Annotated in this window: 16 protein-coding genes and 1 pseudogene; 7 read left to right on the top strand and 10 right to left on the bottom strand. The window is 74.8% G+C overall.

The genetic code is table 11. The annotated features are described in order from the left end of the window. The first annotated feature begins 41 nt into the window (after positions 1 to 41). The 3 genes from NPS70_RS23635 to NPS70_RS23625 all read left to right on the top strand — a co-directional run bounded on the left by NPS70_RS23635 (position 42) and on the right by NPS70_RS23625 (position 3,300). Positions 42 to 1,316 carry an MFS transporter gene (locus tag NPS70_RS23635; protein WP_374212048.1) on the top strand — a complete coding sequence of 425 codons (1,275 nt, stop codon included), beginning with the start codon at positions 42 to 44 and terminating at the stop codon, positions 1,314 to 1,316. 152 nt (positions 1,317 to 1,468) lie between these two features. Next, on the top strand, positions 1,469 to 2,380 hold the full coding sequence (locus tag NPS70_RS23630; protein WP_256526393.1) for a pseudouridine-5'-phosphate glycosidase: 912 nt from the start codon (positions 1,469 to 1,471) through the stop codon (positions 2,378 to 2,380). Beyond that, positions 2,377 to 3,300, top strand: a complete 924-nt coding sequence (locus NPS70_RS23625; protein WP_256526392.1) for a carbohydrate kinase family protein — start codon at positions 2,377 to 2,379, stop codon at positions 3,298 to 3,300. Before NPS70_RS23630 ends, NPS70_RS23625 begins: the two co-directional genes overlap by 4 nt. A 126-nt stretch (positions 3,301 to 3,426) precedes the next feature. Here NPS70_RS23625 and NPS70_RS23620 read toward each other — a convergent pair whose 3' ends face one another. After that, positions 3,427 to 4,155, bottom strand: coding sequence for a winged helix-turn-helix transcriptional regulator (locus NPS70_RS23620; protein WP_256526391.1), 729 nt, complete (start codon positions 4,153 to 4,155; stop codon positions 3,427 to 3,429). 68 nt (positions 4,156 to 4,223) lie between these two features. Here NPS70_RS23620 and NPS70_RS23615 point away from each other — a divergent pair, with 68 nt between their 5' ends. Beyond that, positions 4,224 to 5,435 (top strand): pyridoxal phosphate-dependent aminotransferase, encoded by a 1,212-nt coding sequence (locus NPS70_RS23615; RefSeq protein WP_256526390.1) that lies wholly within the window; start codon positions 4,224 to 4,226, stop codon positions 5,433 to 5,435. Between the two features lie 437 nt (positions 5,436 to 5,872). On the opposite strand, the gene NPS70_RS23610 is transcribed toward NPS70_RS23615, so the two are convergent. Continuing rightward, positions 5,873 to 6,604 (bottom strand): hypothetical protein, encoded by a 732-nt coding sequence (locus NPS70_RS23610; protein WP_256526389.1) that lies wholly within the window; start codon positions 6,602 to 6,604, stop codon positions 5,873 to 5,875. A 1,063-nt stretch (positions 6,605 to 7,667) separates the two neighbouring features. On the opposite strand from NPS70_RS23610, the pseudogene NPS70_RS23605 reads away from it, so the two are divergent. Further along, positions 7,668 to 8,418 (top strand): annotated as a pseudogene (locus NPS70_RS23605) (DUF2293 domain-containing protein). Here the strand turns inward: NPS70_RS23605 and NPS70_RS28600 are convergent. The 4 genes from NPS70_RS28600 to NPS70_RS23580 form a co-directional block, all read right to left on the bottom strand. Further along, the gene (locus tag NPS70_RS28600) at positions 8,385 to 9,176 is read right to left on the bottom strand and encodes a chaplin (protein WP_305886252.1); all 792 of its coding nucleotides are present in this window, start codon (positions 9,174 to 9,176) and stop codon (positions 8,385 to 8,387) included. The pseudogene NPS70_RS23605 and the gene NPS70_RS28600 overlap by 34 nt on opposite strands. Positions 9,177 to 9,484: 308 nt before the next feature. Next, positions 9,485 to 10,774, bottom strand: coding sequence for an SWIM zinc finger family protein (locus NPS70_RS23590; RefSeq protein ID WP_256526388.1), 1,290 nt, complete (start codon positions 10,772 to 10,774; stop codon positions 9,485 to 9,487). Continuing rightward, complete coding sequence (locus tag NPS70_RS23585) at positions 10,771 to 13,680, bottom strand: DEAD/DEAH box helicase (protein WP_256526387.1); 2,910 nt, start codon at positions 13,678 to 13,680, stop codon at positions 10,771 to 10,773. The genes NPS70_RS23590 and NPS70_RS23585 overlap by 4 nt, the downstream gene beginning before the upstream one ends. A 194-nt stretch (positions 13,681 to 13,874) precedes the next feature. Next, positions 13,875 to 14,819 (bottom strand): slipin family protein, encoded by a 945-nt coding sequence (locus NPS70_RS23580; RefSeq protein ID WP_256526386.1) that lies wholly within the window; start codon positions 14,817 to 14,819, stop codon positions 13,875 to 13,877. A gap of 200 nt (positions 14,820 to 15,019) precedes the next feature. Here NPS70_RS23580 and NPS70_RS23575 point away from each other — a divergent pair, with 200 nt between their 5' ends. Beyond that, positions 15,020 to 15,277, top strand: a complete 258-nt coding sequence (locus tag NPS70_RS23575; RefSeq protein WP_256526385.1) for a DUF6343 family protein — start codon at positions 15,020 to 15,022, stop codon at positions 15,275 to 15,277. Positions 15,278 to 15,420: 143 nt separating this feature from the next. Here the strand turns inward: NPS70_RS23575 and NPS70_RS23570 are convergent, their stop codons facing one another. From NPS70_RS23570 to rpsA, 4 genes are all read right to left on the bottom strand, one after another. Further along, positions 15,421 to 15,789: a tetratricopeptide repeat protein gene (locus tag NPS70_RS23570; RefSeq protein WP_256526384.1), complete on the bottom strand. Its 369-nt coding sequence runs from the start codon at positions 15,787 to 15,789 to the stop codon at positions 15,421 to 15,423. 96 nt (positions 15,790 to 15,885) lie between these two features. Next, positions 15,886 to 16,488 carry a dephospho-CoA kinase gene (coaE, locus tag NPS70_RS23565; protein ID WP_256526383.1) on the bottom strand — a complete coding sequence of 201 codons (603 nt, stop codon included), beginning with the start codon at positions 16,486 to 16,488 and terminating at the stop codon, positions 15,886 to 15,888. 125 nt (positions 16,489 to 16,613) lie between these two features. Further along, entirely contained in the window at positions 16,614 to 17,555 is a 942-nt protein-coding gene (locus tag NPS70_RS23560; RefSeq protein WP_256526382.1) for a PAC2 family protein, read from the bottom strand. A gap of 173 nt (positions 17,556 to 17,728) precedes the next feature. Then, complete coding sequence (gene rpsA / locus NPS70_RS23555; protein ID WP_256526381.1) at positions 17,729 to 19,222, bottom strand: 30S ribosomal protein S1; 1,494 nt, start codon at positions 19,220 to 19,222, stop codon at positions 17,729 to 17,731. A gap of 361 nt (positions 19,223 to 19,583) precedes the next feature. Here rpsA and NPS70_RS23550 point away from each other — a divergent pair, with 361 nt between their 5' ends. After that, on the top strand, positions 19,584 to 20,387 hold the full coding sequence (locus NPS70_RS23550; RefSeq protein WP_256526380.1) for a class I SAM-dependent methyltransferase: 804 nt from the start codon (positions 19,584 to 19,586) through the stop codon (positions 20,385 to 20,387). The last annotated feature ends 191 nt before the right edge of the window (positions 20,388 to 20,578 follow it).

Below are 20,578 nucleotides of genomic sequence, written 5' to 3'. Positions count from 1 at the left end.
GTCCGATTCCCCGCGTGGCGGGGCCCTGACAGACTGCGTCCGTGACCATCAGACCTGACGCCCCTGACACCTCCTCCGAGGCGGCCCCCGGTGCCGCCGATCTTGCCGCGCTCCGCCGCCGGGTCAGCGCGGTGCTGACGGCCGGGCAGATCCTGGGAGGCCTGGGCGTGGCCTCCGGTATCGCGCTGGCCGCCGTCCTGGCACAGGAGGTCAGCGGCACGGAGGCGCTGTCGGGGCTCGCGCCGACCGCCACCGTGGTGGGCACGGCAGCCCTGTCGGTGCCGCTGGCGGCGCTGATGACGGCCCGGGGGCGGCGCGCGGGCTTGGTCCTGGCCTATCTGATCGGGGCGGTCGGGGCGGGGGTGGTCGTGGTGGCCGCCGTCCTCGGCAGCTTCCCCCTGCTCCTTCTCGGCATGGCGGGGTTCGGCGCCGGCTCCCTCGCCACGCTCCAGGCCCGGTTCGCCGCCACCGACCTGGCGGAGCCCGACAAGCGGGCACGCGCGATCTCCACGGTGGTCTGGGCGACCACCGTCGGTGCCGTCCTCGGCCCGAACATCGCCTCACCGGCGGGGCGCAGCGTCGCGGGTCTCGGCATACCCGTCGCGGCAGGGCCGTTCCTGTGGGCCGGTGCCGTCTTCCTCCTCGCGGCGCTGCTGACCTTCGCCTTGCTGCGTCCCGACCCGCTGCTGACGGCGCGGGCGCTCTCCGGGGAGCCCCACACCCCCGGCGGCCACTCGCTGCGCGCCGGCGCGCAGGCCGTGCGGAACTCGCCCATGGCCCGGCTGGCGCTGGTCACCATCGCCGTCTCGCACACGGCGATGGTGTCGATCATGTCGATGACGCCCGTCGCGCTCAGTCACCACGGCGCGGGCATCGAGCTCATCGGGCTGGTGATCAGCGGGCACATCGCGGGGATGTACGCCTTCTCTCCCGTGATGGGCTGGCTCGCGGACCGGGTCGGCCGGCTCTCGGTGATCGGCCTGGCGGTCGCGCTGCTCGCCGTGGCCGCGGCACTGGCCGGTACGGCGGGGCCGAGCCACGGGCGTACGGCCCTGGGGCTGTTCGCGCTGGGCCTGGGCTGGTCGGCCGCGCTGGTCGCCGGCTCGGCGCTGCTGACCGAGTCGGTGCCGCAGCCCGCCCGGGCGGCGGTCCAGGGGTTGTCGGACCTCACGATGAACGCGGCGGCGGGCATCGGCGGGGCCGCTGCCGGCCTGGTCGTGGCGAAGGCGGGCTACGGATGGCTGAACGCGGTCGGGGCGCTGCTGCTGCTCCCACTGGCGGTGCTGGCCGTCCGGCGGGCCACCGCCGACCGCTGAGCGTCCCGGCCGCCGGCGGCCCCGCCGGAAGCACCGGCGACCGGAACACGCCCGCCCGGCGGGCCGGTACGGGCGAGCCGCCCCGAGGGCCACCGGCCGGCGCCCCTCGGACGCGTGTTTGGGCGGCCGCCCCGGGTGCCAGGGATGAGGACATGCCGAACACCGCGACCGACCTGTCCCCCGAGGTCCGTGAGGCCCTCGCGTCCGGCGCCCCCGTGGTGGCCCTGGAATCGACCATCATCGCCCACGGGCTGCCGCGGCCGCGCAACCTCGACGTCGCCCGTGAACTGGAGGAGCGGGTCAGAGCAGAGGGGGCGGTGCCCGCGACGATCGCCGTGCTCGACGGCCGGGTCCGCGTCGGCCTGACGGACGAGGGGCTGGAGCGCGTCGCCCGGGACCCCTCGATGCGCAAGCTGGGGCACCGGGACCTGGCCCCCGCGCTGGCCTCGGGGGCCTCGGGGGCCACCACCGTGTCCGCCACCGCCTTCGTCGCCGCGTCGGCCGGGATCCGCGTCTTCGCCACCGGCGGGCTCGGGGGCGTGCACCGTGGCTGGACCGAGACGCAGGACGAGTCGGCCGACCTCCGGCTGCTCTCCGAGGTGGGCGTCACGGTGGTGTGCGCCGGGGTGAAGTCGATCCTGGACGTCCCCGCCACACTCCAGCGTCTGGAGACGCTCGGCGTGGGTGTGGTCGGGTACCGGACGGACCGCTTCCCCGGCTTCTACCTGGCCTCCTCCGGCGAACCCGTGGACTGGCGCGCGGACACCCCCGAGGAGGTGGCGGCGGTGATGCGCGCCCAGGACGCCCTCGGCGGGCCGCGCGCGTCGCTGGTCGTCGCCAACCCCGTCGCGGACGAGGACCAGTTGGACCCCGGGCTGCACGACCGGGTGCTCGCCCGTGCGCTGGAGGCCGCGGACCGGGAAGGGGTGTCCGGGCAGGCGGTCACGCCCTTCCTCCTCGACCGGCTGACACGCTGGACGGAGGGCGCTTCCCTGGAGGCCAACCTGGCGGCCGTCCGCGGCAACGTCGCCCTGGCGGCGCGTGTCGCCGCTGCCTACGCATGACCGGGGGGACGGCCCTCCCCCCGGTCGGCGGGACCGGGGCGGGCGGGCTGCTGGTGGTGGGGGAAGTGGTCACGGACGTGGTCGCCCGGCACGCGGCACCGCTCTCGCCCGGCACCGACACCGCCGCCCGCATCCGGATCCTGCCGGGCGGCGCGGGCGCCAACGTGGCCTGCTGGGCGGCACACCGGGGCTGCGGCGACGTGCGCCTGCTCGCCCGGGTCGGGCGTGGCGACGAGCGGTGGCATACCGAGGGGCTCAGGGCCGCCGGGGTGCGCCCCCTCCTGGTGCCGGACGCGGTGGCGCCCACGGCCACCGTGATCGCCCTCGTCGACGCGTCCGCCGAGCGGACCTTCCTCACGGACAGCGGCGCGGTGCACCGCCTGGGTCCGGACGACTGGTCGCCCGGGCTGCTGGACGGCGTGGGGCATCTGCACCTGTCGGGCTACCTCTTCTTCACGCCGACCGGCGCCGAGGCGGCACGCAGGGCACTGCGGGCGGCACGGGAGCGGGGCGTCCCGGTCTCGGTGGACCCGGCCTCGGCCGGTTTCATCACCGGCTACGGGATCCCCCGGATGCTGGCGGCGCTCCGGGGGGCGGACGTCCTGCTGCCCAACGCCGACGAGGCCCGGCTTCTCGGCGGCAGGGCCGATCCGGCCGAGGCCGCAGCGGAGTTGAGCCGCCTGTTCCCCCTCACCGCGGTGACCCTGGGGCGGCGGGGCGCGGTGGTCGCCGAGCGGGGCGCGGTGACGGGGCGGGTGGACGCACCCGCGGCCCGTGCGCTGGACACCACGGGCGCCGGTGACGCCTTCACCGGGGCGTTCCTGGCCGCTCGGCTGCGCGGTGCGGACGCACGGACGGCGGCGGTGGAGGGCTGCTCGGCAGGGGCGCGGGCGGTGACCCTCGTCGGCGGCCGCCCCTGAACCACGGGTGCTCCGCCTCGTGGGGGCGCCCGGCCCGGCGCCGCGGAACGGGCGCCGGGCGCGGCGGCGCTCCCGCACGGACGAGGCGGCGGCGACCGGTCTCCGGGCGAGCAGGGCCGGGGAGGGTCAGGCGCACGCTCCCCGGTGGTCGCCGGCTCCGACGAGGCCGCCGTCCCCTTCCACCGCGATGCGGCCCGAGCGCACCCCCTCCGCGAGGGTCAGCGCACCGGTGACCAGTGCGGTGCAGGTGTCCGTCGTGAGGGTGAGCACGGCCGCGGGGGCCGGTGCCGGACCGTCTCCGTAGGCGGGGGCGGAGGCCGGGGCTCCCTCGTGTCCCACGGCGACGGCCTGCTCGGGGTCCCCGGGGCCGAGGAGGAGGTGGAACACGCCCTCGTCGATGCGCACCTCCACGGCTCCGCGGCGGCCGGCCGAGGCGGCGGCGGGGGCGAGCAGACCCAGCAGCGGGACGGCGAACCAGTGGGCTCGCACCGCGTCCGTCGGGCGGCGCCCTGCGAGGTCGGGCGCGCCCCAGGCGGCCAGGGCGTCGAGCACCGGGAGCAGGGCGCGTCCCCGGGGCGTGAGTTCGTACACCTGGACGGACGAGGGGCGCGCGAGCCGGCGGCGCAGGGCGAGGCCCGACTGCTCCATCTCCTTGAGCCGCGAGGCCAGGACGTCGGTGCTGACTCCCGGCAGGTCGGCGTGGAGGTCGCTGTAGCGGCGCGGTCCGGCGAGCAGCTCGCGGACCACGAGCAGGGTCCAGCGGTCACCGACGGTGTCGAGCGCACGGGCGGCGGCGCAGTACTGGTCGTAGCTCCGGCGGCGGGTCTCACGTGGCATGCGACGCAGTCTAGACATGTTGTTGGACTTTCCAAGCTCGAACTTGGTAAAACCAAGCAGTACATCGGTCAAGGGAGGGCCACACCATGGAGTTCCGGCAGTCGAGCAAGCTCAGCGAGGTCTGCTACGAGATCCGCGGACCGGTGGTGGAGCACGCCAACGCCCTGGAGGAGGCGGGCCACAGCGTCCTCCGCCTGAACACGGGCAACCCGGCCCTCTTCGGGTTCGAGGCCCCGGAGGAGATCGTCCAGGACATGATCCGGATGCTGCCCCGGGCCCACGGGTACACCGACTCCCGCGGCATCCTCTCCGCCCGTCGCGCCGTCGCGCAGCGCTACCAGGCCATGGGCCTCGACGACGTGGACGTCGACTCGGTCTTCCTCGGCAACGGCGTCTCCGAACTGGTCTCCATGGCCGTCCAGGCCCTGCTGGAGGACGGCGACGAAGTCCTCGTCCCCGCACCCGACTTCCCCCTGTGGACGGCGGTCACCACCCTGTCCGGCGGCAAGGCCGTGCACTACCTCTGCGACGAGCAGTCGGACTGGAACCCGGACCTCGCGGACATGGCCGCGAAGATCACCGACCGCACCCGCGCCGTGGTGATCATCAACCCCAACAACCCCACCGGTGCGGTCTATCCGCGGGAGGTCGTCGAAGGCATCCTCGACCTCGCCCGGCGCCACGGCCTCATGGTGTTCGCCGACGAGATCTACGACCGGATCGTGTACGACGACGCGGTGCACCACCCCGCCGCCGCGCTGGCACCCGACCTGGTGGTCCTGACCTTCGGCGGCCTGTCCAAGACCTACCGTGTCGCCGGCTTCCGCTCCGGCTGGCTCGTGGTCAGCGGCCCCCGCCGGCACGCCAGGGACTACCTGGAGGGCCTGACCATGCTGGCCTCCATGCGGCTGTGCCCCAACGCACCCGCCCAGTACGCCATCCAGGCCGCCCTCGGCGGGCGCCAGTCCATCGAGGAGCTGGTGACACCCGGCGGAAGGCTCCACGAGCAGCGCGAACGCGCCTGGCAGCGGCTCAACGAGATCCCGGGCGTGTCGTGCGTCAAGCCCAAGGGGGCGCTCTACGCCTTCCCCCGGCTGGACCCGAAGGTCCACCCGATCCACGACGACGAGAAGTTCGTGCTCGACCTGCTCCTGCGGGAGAAGATCCAGGTCGTCCAGGGCACGGGGTTCAACTGGCCGCGCCCCGACCACTTCCGGATCCTGACGCTGCCGCACGCCGACGACCTCGACGCAGCCATCAGCCGGATCGGGCGCTTCCTCGGCGGCTACCGGCAGTAGCGGAGCGGGGCACGGACCCGAGGGGCGCGTTCCGCCGGTGGAGGAGGCGGGCCCGGGGGCGTAGCCGACCCCCGGGCCCTGTGGTTGCCGCCCGTACGGCACGCCGGCACGCTTGAGGACCCGGGTCAGTCTGATGTCGCCGCGTCCTGCCTTTGGACCACCGCGCACCGAGCTGCGCGGGCCGGACTTGAACCGGCACTTCGACGTCCGGAGCCCAGGTCCGGTCGATCCGGCGATCGGCGGCGAATGCTGAGTCTGGAGCGGGAGTCTGAGATTGACGCGGTGTGCCTCTGCCTGACATGGGCCACCCCGGCACGAGTGCCGGGGGGAGGATTCGAACCTCCTCCGTCACCGCCTGATCACGACGAACTTCAGCTTCAGCTTTGCGCTCCTCGCGCACCCCGGACGCGCCTCGGCGCCCGGGGAGTCGTCAGCGGCTATCCGAAGAGATAGCCGAACACGGCATCACCCGCCCGCCGGTCGTCCACCTCGCAGGCGTTGGCCTCCTCGCGGGCGAACTTCACGGCCTGCTGGAGCTTCTCCAGCCGCTCCGTCAACTCGTTGAGCCGACGGGCCGGAAGCGCCCCCGAGAACTTCACGGTCGTCCAGTAGCCGACCGGGACGTCCTCGTAGTAGACATCGACCTGGGCCGGGTGGTGCTCCGTGGCCTCGGCCTTCACATGGTTGCGCGGCACCTTCCGGGTGCGGACCGTACGCACCGGGTCCGTCTTCCACGCGTCCGTCGACGGGTCGTGGACCCACGACTCTGAGGCGTCCAGCACCGGCAGCTTGCGCACGAACGTGGCGATGTCCGTCAACTGCTTCTCCAGGAACAGCAGATACGAGACGGGCACCCCGGTGAGCAGGGCGCGGCCGTCCACGGTGACGTCCGCTCGCGCCGTGCAGTTGGCCCAGTCCTTGGTGGCGGTCACGTCGAACAGCCGCGTCAGGGTCCTGGCGGTGTCCCGCAGGACCTCCTCCGCCTGCACCTGCACCCGGGTGGACTCGGGCGGGAGCTGCTCGCCCTCCTCGTCCTTGGGCTGGTAGGTGCGGGAGATGCCCGCGAGCAGCGCGGGCTTCTGGAGCCCGTGGTGGGCGGCTGTCAGGTCGTGGTGCGCCCTGGTCTTGACGCCCTTCTCCACTGCGATGATCTGGTTGAGTTTCGCCACGCGGACGAACCTACCAATCCCTCCCGGGCAACTCGAACGGATTTACGGGGCGGTGCCTCCCGTCGGCGCGCCCGGTGCACTCCCGCTCGGCGGTGGGAACCTTGGCGCCTCAGCCCCGCGTGGTCGCCGTCGGCGCCGGGCTCCCGTACCCGCCGCCCGCCCGGGAAGGGCCCGCCGTCCGCGACTTCCCGGCCGAAGCAGCCGCCGTGGTCGAGCCCGGTGCCTCAGCCGACGGGACCGGCCCAAGAAGGCGGGGTGCGCTGCGCGGCGGGTGCGGCCGCCGGAAGGGCTGGAGCACTCACGTCCGCACCGGCTCCGGCATGCGCCGCCGAGGGCGGCGCCGCCACCCGTGCCGCCTGGCCGGCGGGTTCCGCCGGGAGGTGGTCCGCCGGGGCGCGGTCGCATGCGGGACGCGCCGCTGCCCTGCGCCGGTCACCCGGCGGGTGCGGTCTCCGGACCGGGGCGAGTCGGCCCGCCCCCCGCCCCGCGGCGCACGCGTCGGCCGGGTCGGCTCCGTACCCCGTGCGTCCGTGCCGAAGGCCGACCGGATGCGGGGGGCCTGGGGCCCGATCCTGCCGGATCACGGCTTCCCGAGCCGGCTCCCGCGCAGGTCGGCGCCGAGGGTGCACGGCCAGGACCGGCAGGCATGCAAGGCCGCGCTCTCCACCGGGAGGTGGCGGGCACGGGCCCGGGTCAGTGCCGGGCGGCCAGGTGGGAGGGGCGCCGCCGCTCGCAGGTGCCGGCCGTGACACCAGGTGGGCCTCGGCGGCGAGGGGCGACGGGGGCCTAGAGGGGGCGGACACTACGGGCCCCCGCAGCCGCGGGAGGCGGAAGAGCTGCGAGGCGGTGACGGGGGCGCGCTCGTGCCCCTCGCGGCGAGGTTCCCGCAGCCGTCGGCGGCAGCCGCCAGGCTCCCCCGGTGGCGGCTGCTCCCGGAGGGAGCGGGCCCGGACGGCGTCGCCCCGGACGCTCCGGTCGGCGCGGGAGAAAGCGCCCCCGGCGGGCGCCGGGTACCGGTGCAGGCGCGAGGGAGCCGGGCACGGTTCGCGGGTAGGTTCCGTGGATGGGGCGGATTGTCGTACGGCCGCGGCGGGGTCGGCACTGCGCCGTCTGCCGCCGGGGCCCGCTGGCGATGCATGTGGTCGAGTCGGGGGTCCCCGTGTGCCTCGACTGCGCGGACCTGGGACATCTGGTCTACCTGCCGCGTGGTGACACGGCACTCACCCGCCGGTCCCGCGAGGGCAGTTCGCTCTTCGCCGTGGTCGTCCGCCACGACCGGCGGCACGATCGCGCGGAGCGTCTGGGGCTTCTGGTCGAGCGCGGGGCCCTGGCGCGGGCCGAGGAGGCATGCCGGGCGGACGCGGAGTTGCAGGGCGAGGCGCCGCGGCCGCGACGCGGAGCGCAGGGCCGCCGAGGACGTCCGGTTCACCGAGGCTCTCGCCGGAGAGATCCGCCGTCTCTTTCCCGGCTGCCCCGGGGACCGGGCTGCCGGGATCGCCGCCCACGCCTCCCTCAGGGGCAGTGGCAGGGTGGGCCGGAGTTCCGCGGGCCGAGCCCTGGACGGCGCGGCCGTGACGGCGGCGGTGCGGGCCTCGGTACGCCATCTGGACACGGAGTACGACGCCCTGCTGACTGCAGGAGTGCCCCGGCGCGAGGCACGGGCGCGGGTGGCACCGGACGTGGAGGGTGTCCTGGACACCTGGCGCCGAGCCGCCTCGCAGGACCCGGTCGGCGCCCCGCCGCCGGGGGCTTCCGGCAGAGGAGCACGGGGCCCGGGCGGTCAGGCGGAGGATCCGCCGCGGGAGCGGCGGTAGAGCAGCGCTCCGCCGAGCAGCATCGCGGCACCGGCGGAGAGCGCGTAGGCCGCCGTGTCCGCACCGGTGTGGGCGAGGGCGTCGACGGAAGGCGCGGCCGGGGCCGGGGCCGGGGTCCGGACCGGCTCCTCGACGACGGGTTCGGGGTCGGGGAGCTCCTCCACCACCGGGGGCGTGGTGGGCTCGGTCTCGGTCGGGGGCTGCTCGGAGACGTTGACGGAGGTGTTGCCCATCACGGGGTTGCCGATGCCGACCACGTTGACCGAGTTGCCGCTGACGTTGGCGGGGAGGTCGACGGGCAGGGCGATGCCGTTCCCGGAGAGCAGACCCGGCGAGCCCGCCGCCTGTCCCTCGGCCCGGGCGCCGCCCCCGTTGGAGGCTCCGGCCCCGGAGGCGGCGCCCGCGCCGCCCGTCTGCGCACCGTCCCTGTCCGCGCCGTCGGCTTCGGCACCGCCGGCTCGGGTGCCGCCCGCGGCCGACCCGCCGGACCGGGTGTCGTCGGCGCCGCCGCCCGCCGAGGTGTTCGCGCAGGAGTTGCCCGCCGCCGGGTTGAGCAGCCCCACCACGTTGACCGTGTTGCCGCAGGCGTTCACGGGGAGGTGCACGGGCAGCTGGACGCCGTTGCCCGCCAGCACGCCCGGGGACCCGACGGCGGAGCCGTCCGCCGACGCATCGGCGTGCGCGTAGCCGGTGGCCATGGCCAGTGCGCCACCCGTGAGCATCACGGTGGCCAGGCCCTTGCGGTGAACCTGCCTCATGGGTCCCTGCCTTCAGGAAGTCGACGGCCGGGCATGTGCCCGTATCGGGCTTAACGCCCAAGGGGCGCGGAAGGGTTCTGGCGAACGGACCATTCACCCGTTCGTGGGTAAACCGTCGATCGGGTGGACCTCCCGGCCGCCGCCGTCGCCCCGGCCCCTGCCTCGGGGCCCCGGCGCGCTGGACGCACCGGCGGCGGCACGGCGCCGGCTCGGTGCGCCGGCTCGGTGCATCGGCGGGGCCGCGACCGGGGAGCCGCCCCAGGGCCGCGGCTCGTGTACGGGCCGACGGCGAGAGGGGGTGGGGGCCCTCACTCTCCTCGCGGAACGCCGTCGGCAGGCCGCGCGGCGCCGCGGAGGGCGGCGACCGGGTCCTCGTCCGGGGTGCCTCCGGGCCACCAGTCCTCCCGCCCCGTCTCGGACTCGTAGCCGTACCACAGTCCGTCCTGCCCCAGGCGCAGTTGCAGCGCGGGGGAGGTCAGATGGTTGCGCCAGGGGCGGAACGGCGGCATACCGGCCGCCGTGAGCGCGGAGCGGGCGCGGTCGAAGGGACCGGCCGGCGGGTCCCAGGGCTCCTCCAGGACACGCAGGGCTGCCGGTCCGCCCTGCCGCCACGCCGCGACCGCGCGGGCCAGTTCGACCGGGGCGCGGCCCGTCGCGGCCGCGAGGTCGCGGTACAGCGCTCGGGTGGAGGCCGCCAGTCCCGCCCCCGGATGGGCCGCGGCGAGGCGCACGGCGTCCTGCCAGGTCGTCAGCCCGGCGACCGGATCGCGGCCGGTCGCCAGCAGCGCATGGGCGCGGGCCGCGGCCTCTCCCGCGAGCAGGTCCAGGGAGAGGGGGTCGGGGGCGCCGGAAGCGTGGGGGTAGGCCGGCGGGCGGCCGGGCCGCGACGGAGCGGGAAGGGGCGGCGGGAGCGGCGGCCTGGCACCGGCGTGCAGGGCATCGCGTGCGGCGACGGAGGGCGGCGCGCCGGGCGCGGCGCCTCCGGTGCGGCGTTCCCCGGCCGCCCGGTCGGCGCTGCGGTGGGCGAGCGCGGCGAGCACCTGGCGTTCGCCTCGGCCGCGCAGGAGGAAGAGCACGAAGGGATCCTCGTCCAGCAGCGCCGCGGTGCGGTAGCACAGGGCCGCCGCGTGCTTGCACGGCATGCCGTCGTCGGGACAGGAGCAGTCCGGGACGAGGTCACCGGGGCCCGGCAGCAGCTCCGCCGCGGAGGCGAGGGTGTGCGGGACCTCCTTGTCGAGGAGGGCGGCGATGTGCTCGGGGCGGGCTGCGGCCGCGTCGAGCAGGGCCTCCCACTCACCGTCGCCCAGGGTGCGCAGCCGGAGTTCGGTGCGGTACGGACGGGGGCGGCCGCCCTGCACGTAGGCGGTCACGCGCCCCGGGGTGACCGTGATGGAGGCGACTCGCCCGCTCCCGGCATAGGACCGGCCCCGCTCCAGGCGGGCGCGGTCCAGGGCGGCGTCCTCCATGGCCTCCACCCAGGCCGTGCCCCACCAGGTCGGTGCCGTGGGCCCCCCGGCGGAGAGTGCGGCGGAGGAGAAGGTGCGCCGCGTGTCGTCCCCGGAGAGGCCGCGGGGCTCCCGGCGCCGGAGCGGGGTCACTGCCGCCTCCGGAGCGCGACCAGGTCGGCGAGTTCGCGGTCGGTCAGTTCCGTGAGCGCGGCCTCCCCGCCGTGGAGCACCGCGTCGGCGAGCGCCCGCTTGGCGGCGAGCAGCTCGGCGATCCGGTCCTCGACCGTGCCCTCGGTGACCAGGCGGTGGACCTGGACGGGCCGGGTCTGGCCGATCCGGTAGGCGCGGTCCGTGGCCTGCTCCTCGACGGCCGGGTTCCACCAGCGGTCGAAGTGGACGACATGGCCCGCCCGGGTGAGGTTGAGGCCGGTCCCCGCGGCCTTGAGCGAGAGGAGGAAGACGGGCACCTCCCCCGACTGGAAGCGGTCGACCATGCGCTCCCGCTCGGCGACGGGCGTTCCGCCGTGGAGGAGCTGGCAGGGTACGGCGCGGGTGGCCAGGTGCTCCGCCAGCAGCCGGGCCATGGCCACGTACTGGGTGAAGACGAGGACGGCGCCGTCCTCGGCGAGGATCGTGGCGAGGAGTTCGTCGAGCAGGGCGACCTTCCCGGAGCGTCCGGCCAGGCGGAGGTTCGCGCCGGGCGGTGCCCCGGAAGCTCCCCCGCGTTCGCGCAGGAACTGGGCCGGGTGGTTGCAGATCTGCTTGAGGGAGGTCAGCAGCTTCATCACCAGGCCGCGGCGCGCCATCCCGTCCGCCGCCCCGACGGCGGCCATGGACTCGCGCACCACGGCCTCGTACAGGGAGGCCTGCTCCCGGGTGAGGGGCACCGGGTGGTCCGTCTCGGTCTTCGGTGGGAGCTCGGGCACGATGCCCGGGTCGGACTTGCGCCGGCGCAGCAGGAAGGGCCGCACCAGGCGCGCGAGCCGTTCGGCCGCTTCCGGGTCCTCGCCGCTCTCCACGAGGCGGGCGTGCCGGGCCCGGAACGACGCGAGAGGGCCGAGGAGCCCGGGTGTCGTCCAGTCGAGGAGGGCCCACAGTTCGGAGAGGTTGTTCTCCACGGGGGTGCCGGTGAGGGCCACGCGGGCGGGTGCGGGAATCCTGCGCAGGGCCTTGGCGGTGGCCGCGTTCGGGTTCTTCACGTGCTGGGCCTCGTCGGCGACGACCAGCCCCCAGGTGTGCGCGGCCAGCCGCTCCGCGCTGGTGCGCATGGTGCCGTAGGTGGTGAGGACGAACCCGCCGGCGGCGGGCAGGGCGCGGTCTGCGCCGTGGAAGCGGTGGACGGGTGTGCCGGGGGCGAAGCGGGTGATCTCCCGCTGCCAGTTGCCGAGCAGGGAGGCGGGGCAGACGACGAGCGTCGGCTCCGGACGGGCGCGGCGCAGGTGCAGGGCGATGACGGTGACGGTCTTGCCGAGGCCCATGTCGTCGGCGAGGCAGCCGCCGAGCCCGAGCGAGGCCATCGACTCCAGCCAGGCGAGCCCTCGCAGCTGGTAGTCGCGCAGTGTCGCGGCGAGCCCCTCGGGGGGCTCGGCGGCGACGGGCCCGGCCGTGATCCGGTCCCGCAGTGCGGCCAGTGCACCCGTGGGCACGGCCTCGACGGTCTCCCCGTCGACCTCGGCGGTGCCCGTCAGGGCGGCGGCGAGGGCGGCGGGCGGCTCCAGCAGTCCCAGCTCCCGTTTGCGGGCCTTGCGGACGAGGTCGGGATCGACGACCACCCAGCGGTCGCGGAGCCGTACGACCGGTCGGTGCGACTCGGCGAGCACGTCCATCTCCGCCTCGGTCAGGGGGTCTCCGTCGAGGGCGAGCTGCCAGTCGAAGCGCAGCAGTGCGGCGCCGTCGAAGAAGGGGGTGCCGTCCGTGGCGGAGCCCGGTGCGGGGCGCACCACGGCGGCGGCACTGAGGCTGCGCGCGAGCTCACGGGGCCAGTGGAGGGCGACGCCGACCGCGTCGAGCCGGGCGGCCGCCGGTCCCAGCAGCTCGTACAGCTCGTCCTCGGTGAGGGCGAGGACGTCCGGCACCTGCTGGTCCAGCAGCCGGGCGAGAGGCGCCCAGACCCGTGCGGCGGCGCGCAGGGCGAGCATGGCGTCGATACGGGCCCGCGGCCCCAGGCGCTCGCCGGCCGAACCGGCCCACAGGGCCGCCGCGTCGGCGACCAGCGCCGGGTCGGCGAGGCTGTGGATCTGCACCACGGCCGCGGCCGCGTTGCGCGGCTGCCCGTCCGGGGGGACGGCTCCGTTCCCGGTGTCGAAGAGCGCGAAGGCGGAGGGGTCGAGGCGGAGGGAGACCCTGACCCCGGCGTCCATGGCGGCCGCCGCCTCCGCCGCCCAGCCGCGCGCCCGGGGCAGGTGCTGGGCGGACTGCGCCGCGAAGGCGGGGCCCGCGGCGTGCGGGGCGGCCGGGGTGCGGGGCAGGACGTCGGCAACGGCGTCGAAGAGCTGACGCACCAGGTACTCGGGGTCGGCGAGCCGCATGGGGGAGGAACCGGGGACGGGCACGGCGTGGGCCTCCGGCGGCATGGCCGCGGCGATGGCGCGCAGTTGGGCGATGTCCTCGGCGTCGAGGGGCCCGGCGCGCCAGACGTCCAGGTCGCCGTCGTCCAGACCGGGCAGGAGGCGCCCGCGGGCCACCAGGTGGAGGGCGTGGCGGGCGGCCGCCCCCCAGCAGGCCGCGGCCGGGTGGGACCGGGGTTCGGCGGCGGCCCGGACCAGCAGCGGCAGGGCCTCCACGACGGGGACCAGCCGGGCCGGGACGGTGCGGCGGCGGATGCCGGAGCCGTGGGCCCGTACGACGGTGATCCGGTCCTCCGCCCCCGGGACCTCGTCGGCACCGGGGGACCAGAAGGCGAACCGCCCCTCACGGGGCAGCGCGCCGGGCAGCAGAACGGGAGCGCAGCGGAGGAGCGGCCCGGCCCGGTCCGCCTGGGGCGCGAGCGGCAGCGGGCGGGGCCGTTCGGGGGCCTGCGGCGCACGGGGAGGCGCAGGCGTGCTTCGGCCGGTCATGGTGGCGCCTCCTCCCGCAGGCTGGGGGTGGTGCGCGGTGCGCACCGTGTCCTTCGACCTTACGGGCGGGCACTGACATCGACGGGCCGCGGTCCCGCGGGGGCGCTCCCGGTGCCGACCGGCGCGGTGTCCGGGCGCACGGCCGGGCGGGAGGTCACCCGGCCGTGCGGGAGGTCACGCGGCCGTGCGGGAGGTCACGCGGCCGCCGGCCGGGACGGCGGAACCGCGGCCGGGTCGTCGGGGGGCCGCCTGCCGGTAGGGGCTTCAGCCTCCGGGATCGGGGTCCCGGCCCCGGGGGCGAGTTCCTGCGGCGCAGCCGGCTTCTCCAGGGGAGCGGGCCGCTCCTCCGGGGGAGCGGGCCGGTCGGCCTCGGGCGCTCCCTGCTGGGCTCGCTCCAGGAAGCGCAGGAGTTCGACGGGGAAGGGCAGGACGAGTGTGGAGTTCTTCTCGGCCGCCACCGCGACCACCGTCTGCAGCAGGCGGAGCTGGAGGGCCGCGGGCTGCTTCGACATCTCTCCGGCGGCCTCGGCGAGCTTCTTCGACGCCTGCAGCTCCGCGTCCGCGTTGATCACCCGGGCCCGGCGCTCGCGATCCGCCTCGGCCTGCCGGGCCATCGAGCGCTTCATGGCCTCGGGCAGGGACACGTCCTTGATCTCCACACGGTCGATCTGCACGCCCCACCCCACGGCGGGGCTGTCGATCATCAGCTCGAGCCCCTGGTTGAGCTTCTCCCGGTTGGACAGCAGGTCGTCCAGGTCGCTCTTGCCGATGATCGAGCGCAGGGAGGTCTGGGCCATCTGCGAGACGGCGAAGCGGTAGTCCTCGACCTCGATCACGGCGTTGACCGCGTCCACGACACGGAAGTACACGACGGCGTCGACCCTGACGGTGACGTTGTCGCGGGTGATCCCCTCCTGGGCGGGGACGGGCATGGTGACGATCTGCATGTTGACCTTGTGCATGCGGTCGACCACGGGCACGATCAGCGTGAATCCCGGGCGGCGCACCTCACGGCGCAGCTTTCCCAGGCGCAGGACCACGCCCCGCTCGAACTGCCTGACGACCCGGGCGGCCGCCATCATGTAGACCCCGCAGGCAGCCGCGACCGTCGTGCCGGCGACGATCAGTTCCTCGACCATGGGGGCACCCCCTGCCCTGATACCGCAGCTTCACTGCGCCATACGACCCTTATGCCCTGTATTACGCGATTCATACGGTGCTTGGATGCGGCACGTCCCCACAAAACCGGCCGGCAGGCGCCGGGGCACCGCCGGCCGGGATCCGGCAGGCACCGGAACCGCGTCCGCGCCGGGTGCACCCTGGAGTGGGAGGTGGTGCCATGCGCAGCGGGAACGAGCCGGTCAACGCCCGGAGCCCGCTCCGCCTGCGCCTGGGCCTGGGGATCTGGGGCCTGGTCTTCTTCGGTGGGGCGGCAGCGGCCTTCGCCCTGGCGGACCACCCCGGGTGGTCGGCGCTCTGCTCGGCGCTGTTCCTCGTCACGGTCGTGGACGTGGGGCTCGTGGTGCACCGCATCCGCCAGGGGCCCCACTACCAGCCGGGCCGCGACGTGCCGCCCTACGACCCCGACCACGGCTGAGGTCGCGAACCCAACGCGGAAGGAGAGCGGCGGAGGCCCCGCAGGACCCTCGGCGGGCACTGCGCACGGCCGCCCGGCTCCACCCGGGGCTCCCGGCGGCAGTCCCCCGCCCCGCACCGGCTCGGGCGGGGAGGGGCCGCGCCTCAGGCCCCGTCGTCGAAGCGCGCGGCCCTCAGGAACTCGGGCTTGGGGTCCAGGGCGGCGGCCAGACGGAAGTGGCGCTGCGCCTGCTCGGGTTTGCCGGACCTCTCGAAGGTCCGGGCGAGGGCGAAGTGGGCGAAAGCGTTGTCCGGCTCACGCTCCAGGACGAGTTCGAACTCCAGCTCGGCGGGCCGCAGCTGCGCTGCCGCGAAGAAGGCCCGGGCACGCAGCAGCCGCGCTGCGGTGTTCTCCGGGTGCGCGGCGATGACGGAGTCCAGCAGCTTCACGGCACCCCGCGGATCCCGTGCGGCGAGCAGCTGCTCGGCGGCACGGAAGTCGATGACGTGCGTTTCCGGATCGCTCATGGGCACCTTCGGATCCTTCCCCTCGGCTGCTGCTTTGCAACATGCCCCGGTGCACGGGATATTCCGGCCGCGAAAGGCGTCGGTCAGCGGCGCCGGCCCCGGCTACCCTCCCGCCGTCCTGGCCGCCAGCTCCTCCCACACGGCCCGCACCCGGGGCTCGAGCGCGTCGAGCGGACCGTCGTTGTCGATCACGATGTCGGCGACGGCGAGCCGCTGCTCACGGGTGGCCTGGGCCGCCATCCGGGCCCGGGCCTCCGGCTCCGCCATGCCGCGCAGCCGCACCAGCCGGTCCAGCTGGGTGGCCGGGTCCGCGTCCACGACCACGACCAGGTCGTACAGGTCCACCAGGCCGTTCTCGGTGAGCAGGGGGACGTCGTGGACGACCACGTCTCCGGGGCCTGCGGCATCCTGCAGCTCCTGGGAGCGGGCCCGCACGAGCGGGTGCACGATGCCGTTGAGGACGGCCAGCCGCTCGCGGTCGCCGAACACCAGCGCCCCCAGCTTCGCCCGGTCCAGCGCTCCGTCCGGCAGCAGGACGTCCGCGCCGAACTCCCGGACCACCGCGGCGAGCCCCTCGGTCCCGGGCTCCACGACCTCCCGGGCGATGCGGTCGGCGTCCACCAGGACCGCACCGTACGAGGCGAGAAGCCGGGACACCTCGCTCTTGCCGGCACCGATCCCACCGGTCAGGCCCACGGTCAGCACGCCCTGCCTCCACCACGCTCGACGCTCGTTCCGCCCCGCGCGGCGCCGGGCGGGCCCCACCGGCTGCGGCAGCGGGTTCCTCCACGCATCTGCCGGACCGGCGGCGGCGCCCGCAGCCTAGCCGATCACCCCGAATCGCCCTCACGTTCGGCCAGGAAGCGCTCGAACTCCCTGCCGATCTCGTCCGCGGAGGGGAGGTCCACCGGTTCCGCGACCAGGCTCCCGCGCGTCTCGGCACCGGCGATCGCGTCGTACTGGTGCTCAAGCCCCTGGACGAGGGCGGTGAGTTCCTCGTCGCCTTCGCGGATCTGGCGCTCGATCTCCGTCTGGGTGCGCTGCGCCGCGGTACGCAGCGCGTGCGCGACGCCGGGCAGCACGATCCCGGTGGCCGCGGTGATGGCCTCCAGCGCGGTGAGGGCCGCGTCCGGGTAGGCGGAGCGGGCCACGTAGTGGGGCACGTGGGCAGCGACCCCGAGGACGTCCCGGCCGGCCTGCATCAGGCGGTACTCCACCAGCGCCTCGGCGCTGCCGGGGACCTGCGCCTCGTCGAACGGGCTGCGGTGGCCCGGCACCAGGTCGGCACGGTTGCCGTGAGGGGTGAGCCCGACGGGGCGGGTGTGCGGGACGCCCATGGGGATGCCGTGGAAGTTGACGGCGAGGCGCACCCGCAGCCGCTCGGCGATCTGGCGGACCGCCGCGGCGAAGCGCTCCCACTCGACGTCCGGCTCGGGGCCGGAGAGCAGCAGGAAGGGAGCGCCCGTCGCGTCCTGGACCAGACGCAGCTCCAGTGTCGGCGTGTCGTAGGCGGTCCAGCGGTCGCGCCGGAAGGTGAGCAGCGGGCGGCGGGCACGGTAGTCGACCAGGCGGTCGTGGTCGAAACGGGCCACGACCTGGTGCGGAAGCGTGTCCAGCAGGTGGCCGACGATCTGGTCGCCGGTCTCTCCCGCGTCGATGTACCCCTCGAAGTGGTACAGCATGACGAGCCCCGCCGACTCCTGCGCGAGAGCCATGTCGACCACCGCGAGCCCCTTGGGGTCCCACTCGTACAGTCCCTGCGGATCAAGCACGGTTACCGCTCCTCCTCGTGTCGACTGCGACAACGCGCAGTGTCGGTGCGGCATTCCCGTGACCGGGCCGTGCGCCGGGTCGGCCGGCGCGGGAGCAGGGGAAAAGCGGTACGGCCCGCCCCCCGGTGGGGAGCGGGCCGTACGTCAGCGGTGCGGTGACCGGGGCCGGAGCGTCAGCTCTGGCCGCCCGCCAGCTTCTCGCGCAGGGCGGCGAGCGCCTCGTCCGACGCCAGGGCGCCGGAGTTGTCGTCCGACTCCGAGGAGTAGGAGCCACCGGTCGGCGCTGCGGCCGGAGCGGCGTTGCCACCCTCGGCAGCGGCGGCCTCGTCGGCCTCGCGGGACTTGATGACCTGGGCCTGGTGCTGCTCGAAGCGCTGCTGCGCCTCGGCGTACTGGGTCTCCCACGCCTCGCGCTGGGCCTCGTAGCCCGGCAGCCAGTCGTTGGTCTCGGGGTCGAAGCCCTCGGGGTAGATGTAGTTGCCCTGGTCGTCGTAGGACGCGGCCATGCCGTACAGGGTCGGGTCGAACTCGACCGCGGACGGGTCGGCGCCGAAGGACTCGTTGGCCTGCTTCAGCGAGAGGCTGATCCGGCGACGCTCAAGGTCGATGTCGATGACCTTGACGAAGATCTCGTCGTTGACCTGGACGACCTGCTCCGGGATCTCCACGTGGCGCTCGGCCAGCTCGGAGATGTGGACCAGGCCCTCGATGCCCTCGTCCACGCGGACGAACGCACCGAAGGGAACCAGCTTGGTGACCTTGCCCGGGACGACCTGGCCGATCTGGTGGGTGCGGGCGAACTGCTGCCACGGGTCCTCCTGCGTCGCCTTCAGCGACAGGGAGACACGCTCGCGGTCCATGTCCACGTCGAGGACCTCGACGGTGACCTCCTGGCCGACCTCGACGACCTCGGACGGGTGGTCGATGTGCTTCCAGGACAGCTCGGAGACGTGCACCAGGCCGTCGACGCCGCCCAGGTCCACGAACGCACCGAAGTTGACGATCGAGGAGACGACGCCGGAGCGGACCTGGCCCTTCTGCAGGGTGGTGAGGAAGGTCTGGCGGACCTCGGACTGGGTCTGCTCCAGCCAGGCGCGGCGGGACAGGACCACGTTGTTGCGGTTCTTGTCCAGCTCGATGATCTTGGCCTCGAGCTCCTTGCCCACGTAGGGCTGGAGGTCGCGGACACGGCGCATCTCGACGAGGGACGCCGGAAGGAAGCCGCGGAGGCCGATGTCGAGGATGAGACCACCCTTGACGACCTCGATGACGGTACCGGTGACGATGCCGTCCTCTTCCTTGATCTTCTCGATGGTGCCCCAGGCACGCTCGTACTGGGCGCGCTTCTTCGAGAGGATCAGGCGGCCTTCCTTGTCCTCCTTCTGGAGGACGAGGGCCTCGATCTCGTCGCCGACCTTGACGACCTCGTTCGGGTCGACGTCGTGCTTGATCGAGAGCTCGCGGCTCGGGATGACACCTTCGGTCTTGTAACCGATGTCGAGCAGGACCTCGTCCCGGTCGACCTTCACGATGACGCCGTCGACGATGTCGCCGTCGTTGAAGTACTTGATCGTCTCGTCGATCGCGGCGAGGAAGGCTTCCTCGTTACCGATGTCGTTGACCGCAACCTGCGGGGTGGTGGCGGTGGTCTCGGTGCTGCTCGTCATGTGGGAAAGGGCTCCGGTACGGACATTGAAGTCGTAGGTACTGCTACGCCGTGAGCCCGTATCGCAGCTGCAGAAGCCGGACAGCCTAGGAAGCGCCGTCCGGGAATCCGGGGCGCCTCGTGAACCGAGGGGACATACATACAGATGCGAGCGCGGCCTGCTCCGTCTGAGGCACGCAGGCCCGCAGCGCAACTTGTAGCATACGGGGGCAGCAGGAGACGGTCAATGCGCGAAGCGGCCCACCGGGGACGCAGCGCCGCATATCCGGCACAACTCGTGTTCACCGAGGCCACGGCAGCCCCGCGCGGCGCGGACCTCTCCGGCCCGGCTGCGCGGTACGCAAACTACAACGACGGTGACGATGAGCCAAGATTTCGAACCGGAAGCCACCCGCCGTGACGCGGGGGACGCGGAGAGCAGCCGGGCGAACCGCGGCTGGTGGGACCGGAACGCGGACGAGTACCAGCGCGAGCACGGCGCCTTCCTCGGGGACGGCCGGTTCGTGTGGGGGCCCGAGGGGCTCGACGAGGAGGAGGCCGCCCTGCTGGGACCGGTCGCCTCGCTCTCGGGGCTCGACGTCCTGGAGATCGGCGCCGGCGCCGCCCAGTGCTCGCGCTGGCTGGCCGCCCGGGGGGCCCGGCCCGTGGCCCTCGACCTCTCCCACCGGCAGCTCCAGCACGCCCTGCGTATCAGCGGGGACGTGTCGCTGGTGGAGGCGGACGCTGGCGCCCTGCCCTTCGCGGACGGCTCCTTCGACCTCGCCTGCTCCGCCTACGGCGCGGTCCCGTTCGTGGCCGACCCGGTCGCGGTCTTCCGCGAGGTGCGGCGGGTGCTGCGGCCCGGTGGGCGCTGGGTCTTCTCGGTGACGCACCCGATCCGCTGGGCCTTCCCCGACGAGCCCGGCCCGGAGGGCCTGTCGGTGGCCGCCTCCTACTTCGACCGGACGCCCTACGTGGAGCAGGACGAGCGGGGCGAGGCCGTCTACGTGGAGCACCACCGGACCCTGGGGGACCGGGTGCGGGACGTGGTGGCGGGCGGGTTCCGGCTGGTGGACCTGGTCGAGCCGGAGTGGCCGTCGTGGAACGTGCAGGAGTGGGGCGGCTGGTCGCCGCTGCGGGGCAACCTGATCCCCGGAACGGCCGTCTTCGTCTGCGAGCGGGACTGACCGGATCGCCCGCGCGGGACCGCGCCGGTCCCCGGAGGCCGGCGCGCCGGTCCGGGTCCCGGGACGCGGGCGCCGGTGGGGCGGGCCCGCGGCCGAGGGCGCCGTGGCGGGAGACGGGACCCGCGGCGGAGGACCCGCGGCGCGGTCGCCGGGCGGAGGGCGCGGTGTGCCGGGACGGACGGGACGCCCTC

It is taken from the genome of Streptomyces sp. C10-9-1, from assembly GCF_024497955.1.
In the GTDB taxonomy this organism is placed as follows: domain Bacteria; phylum Actinomycetota; class Actinomycetes; order Streptomycetales; family Streptomycetaceae; genus Streptomyces; species Streptomyces sanyensis.
Note: the sequence above shows the minus strand (reverse complement) of the source record. Positions and strands in the feature narration are given on the sequence as shown.

Coding starts and splice junctions, on each gene's coding strand:
- NPS70_RS23615 (WP_256526390.1), top strand. CDS start 4,224: ATGGAGTTCCGGCAGTCGAGCAAGCTCAGCGAGGTCTGCTACGAGATC.
- NPS70_RS23550 (WP_256526380.1), top strand. CDS start 19,584: ATGAGCCAAGATTTCGAACCGGAAGCCACCCGCCGTGACGCGGGGGAC.
- rpsA (WP_256526381.1), bottom strand. CDS start 19,222: ATGACGAGCAGCACCGAGACCACCGCCACCACCCCGCAGGTTGCGGTC.
- NPS70_RS23580 (WP_256526386.1), bottom strand. CDS start 14,819: ATGGTCGAGGAACTGATCGTCGCCGGCACGACGGTCGCGGCTGCCTGC.
- NPS70_RS23575 (WP_256526385.1), top strand. CDS start 15,020: ATGCGCAGCGGGAACGAGCCGGTCAACGCCCGGAGCCCGCTCCGCCTG.
- NPS70_RS28600 (WP_305886252.1), bottom strand. CDS start 9,176: ATGAGGCAGGTTCACCGCAAGGGCCTGGCCACCGTGATGCTCACGGGT.
- NPS70_RS23625 (WP_256526392.1), top strand. CDS start 2,377: ATGACCGGGGGGACGGCCCTCCCCCCGGTCGGCGGGACCGGGGCGGGC.
- NPS70_RS23630 (WP_256526393.1), top strand. CDS start 1,469: ATGCCGAACACCGCGACCGACCTGTCCCCCGAGGTCCGTGAGGCCCTC.
- NPS70_RS23585 (WP_256526387.1), bottom strand. CDS start 13,680: ATGACCGGCCGAAGCACGCCTGCGCCTCCCCGTGCGCCGCAGGCCCCC.
- NPS70_RS23620 (WP_256526391.1), bottom strand. CDS start 4,155: ATGTCTAGACTGCGTCGCATGCCACGTGAGACCCGCCGCCGGAGCTAC.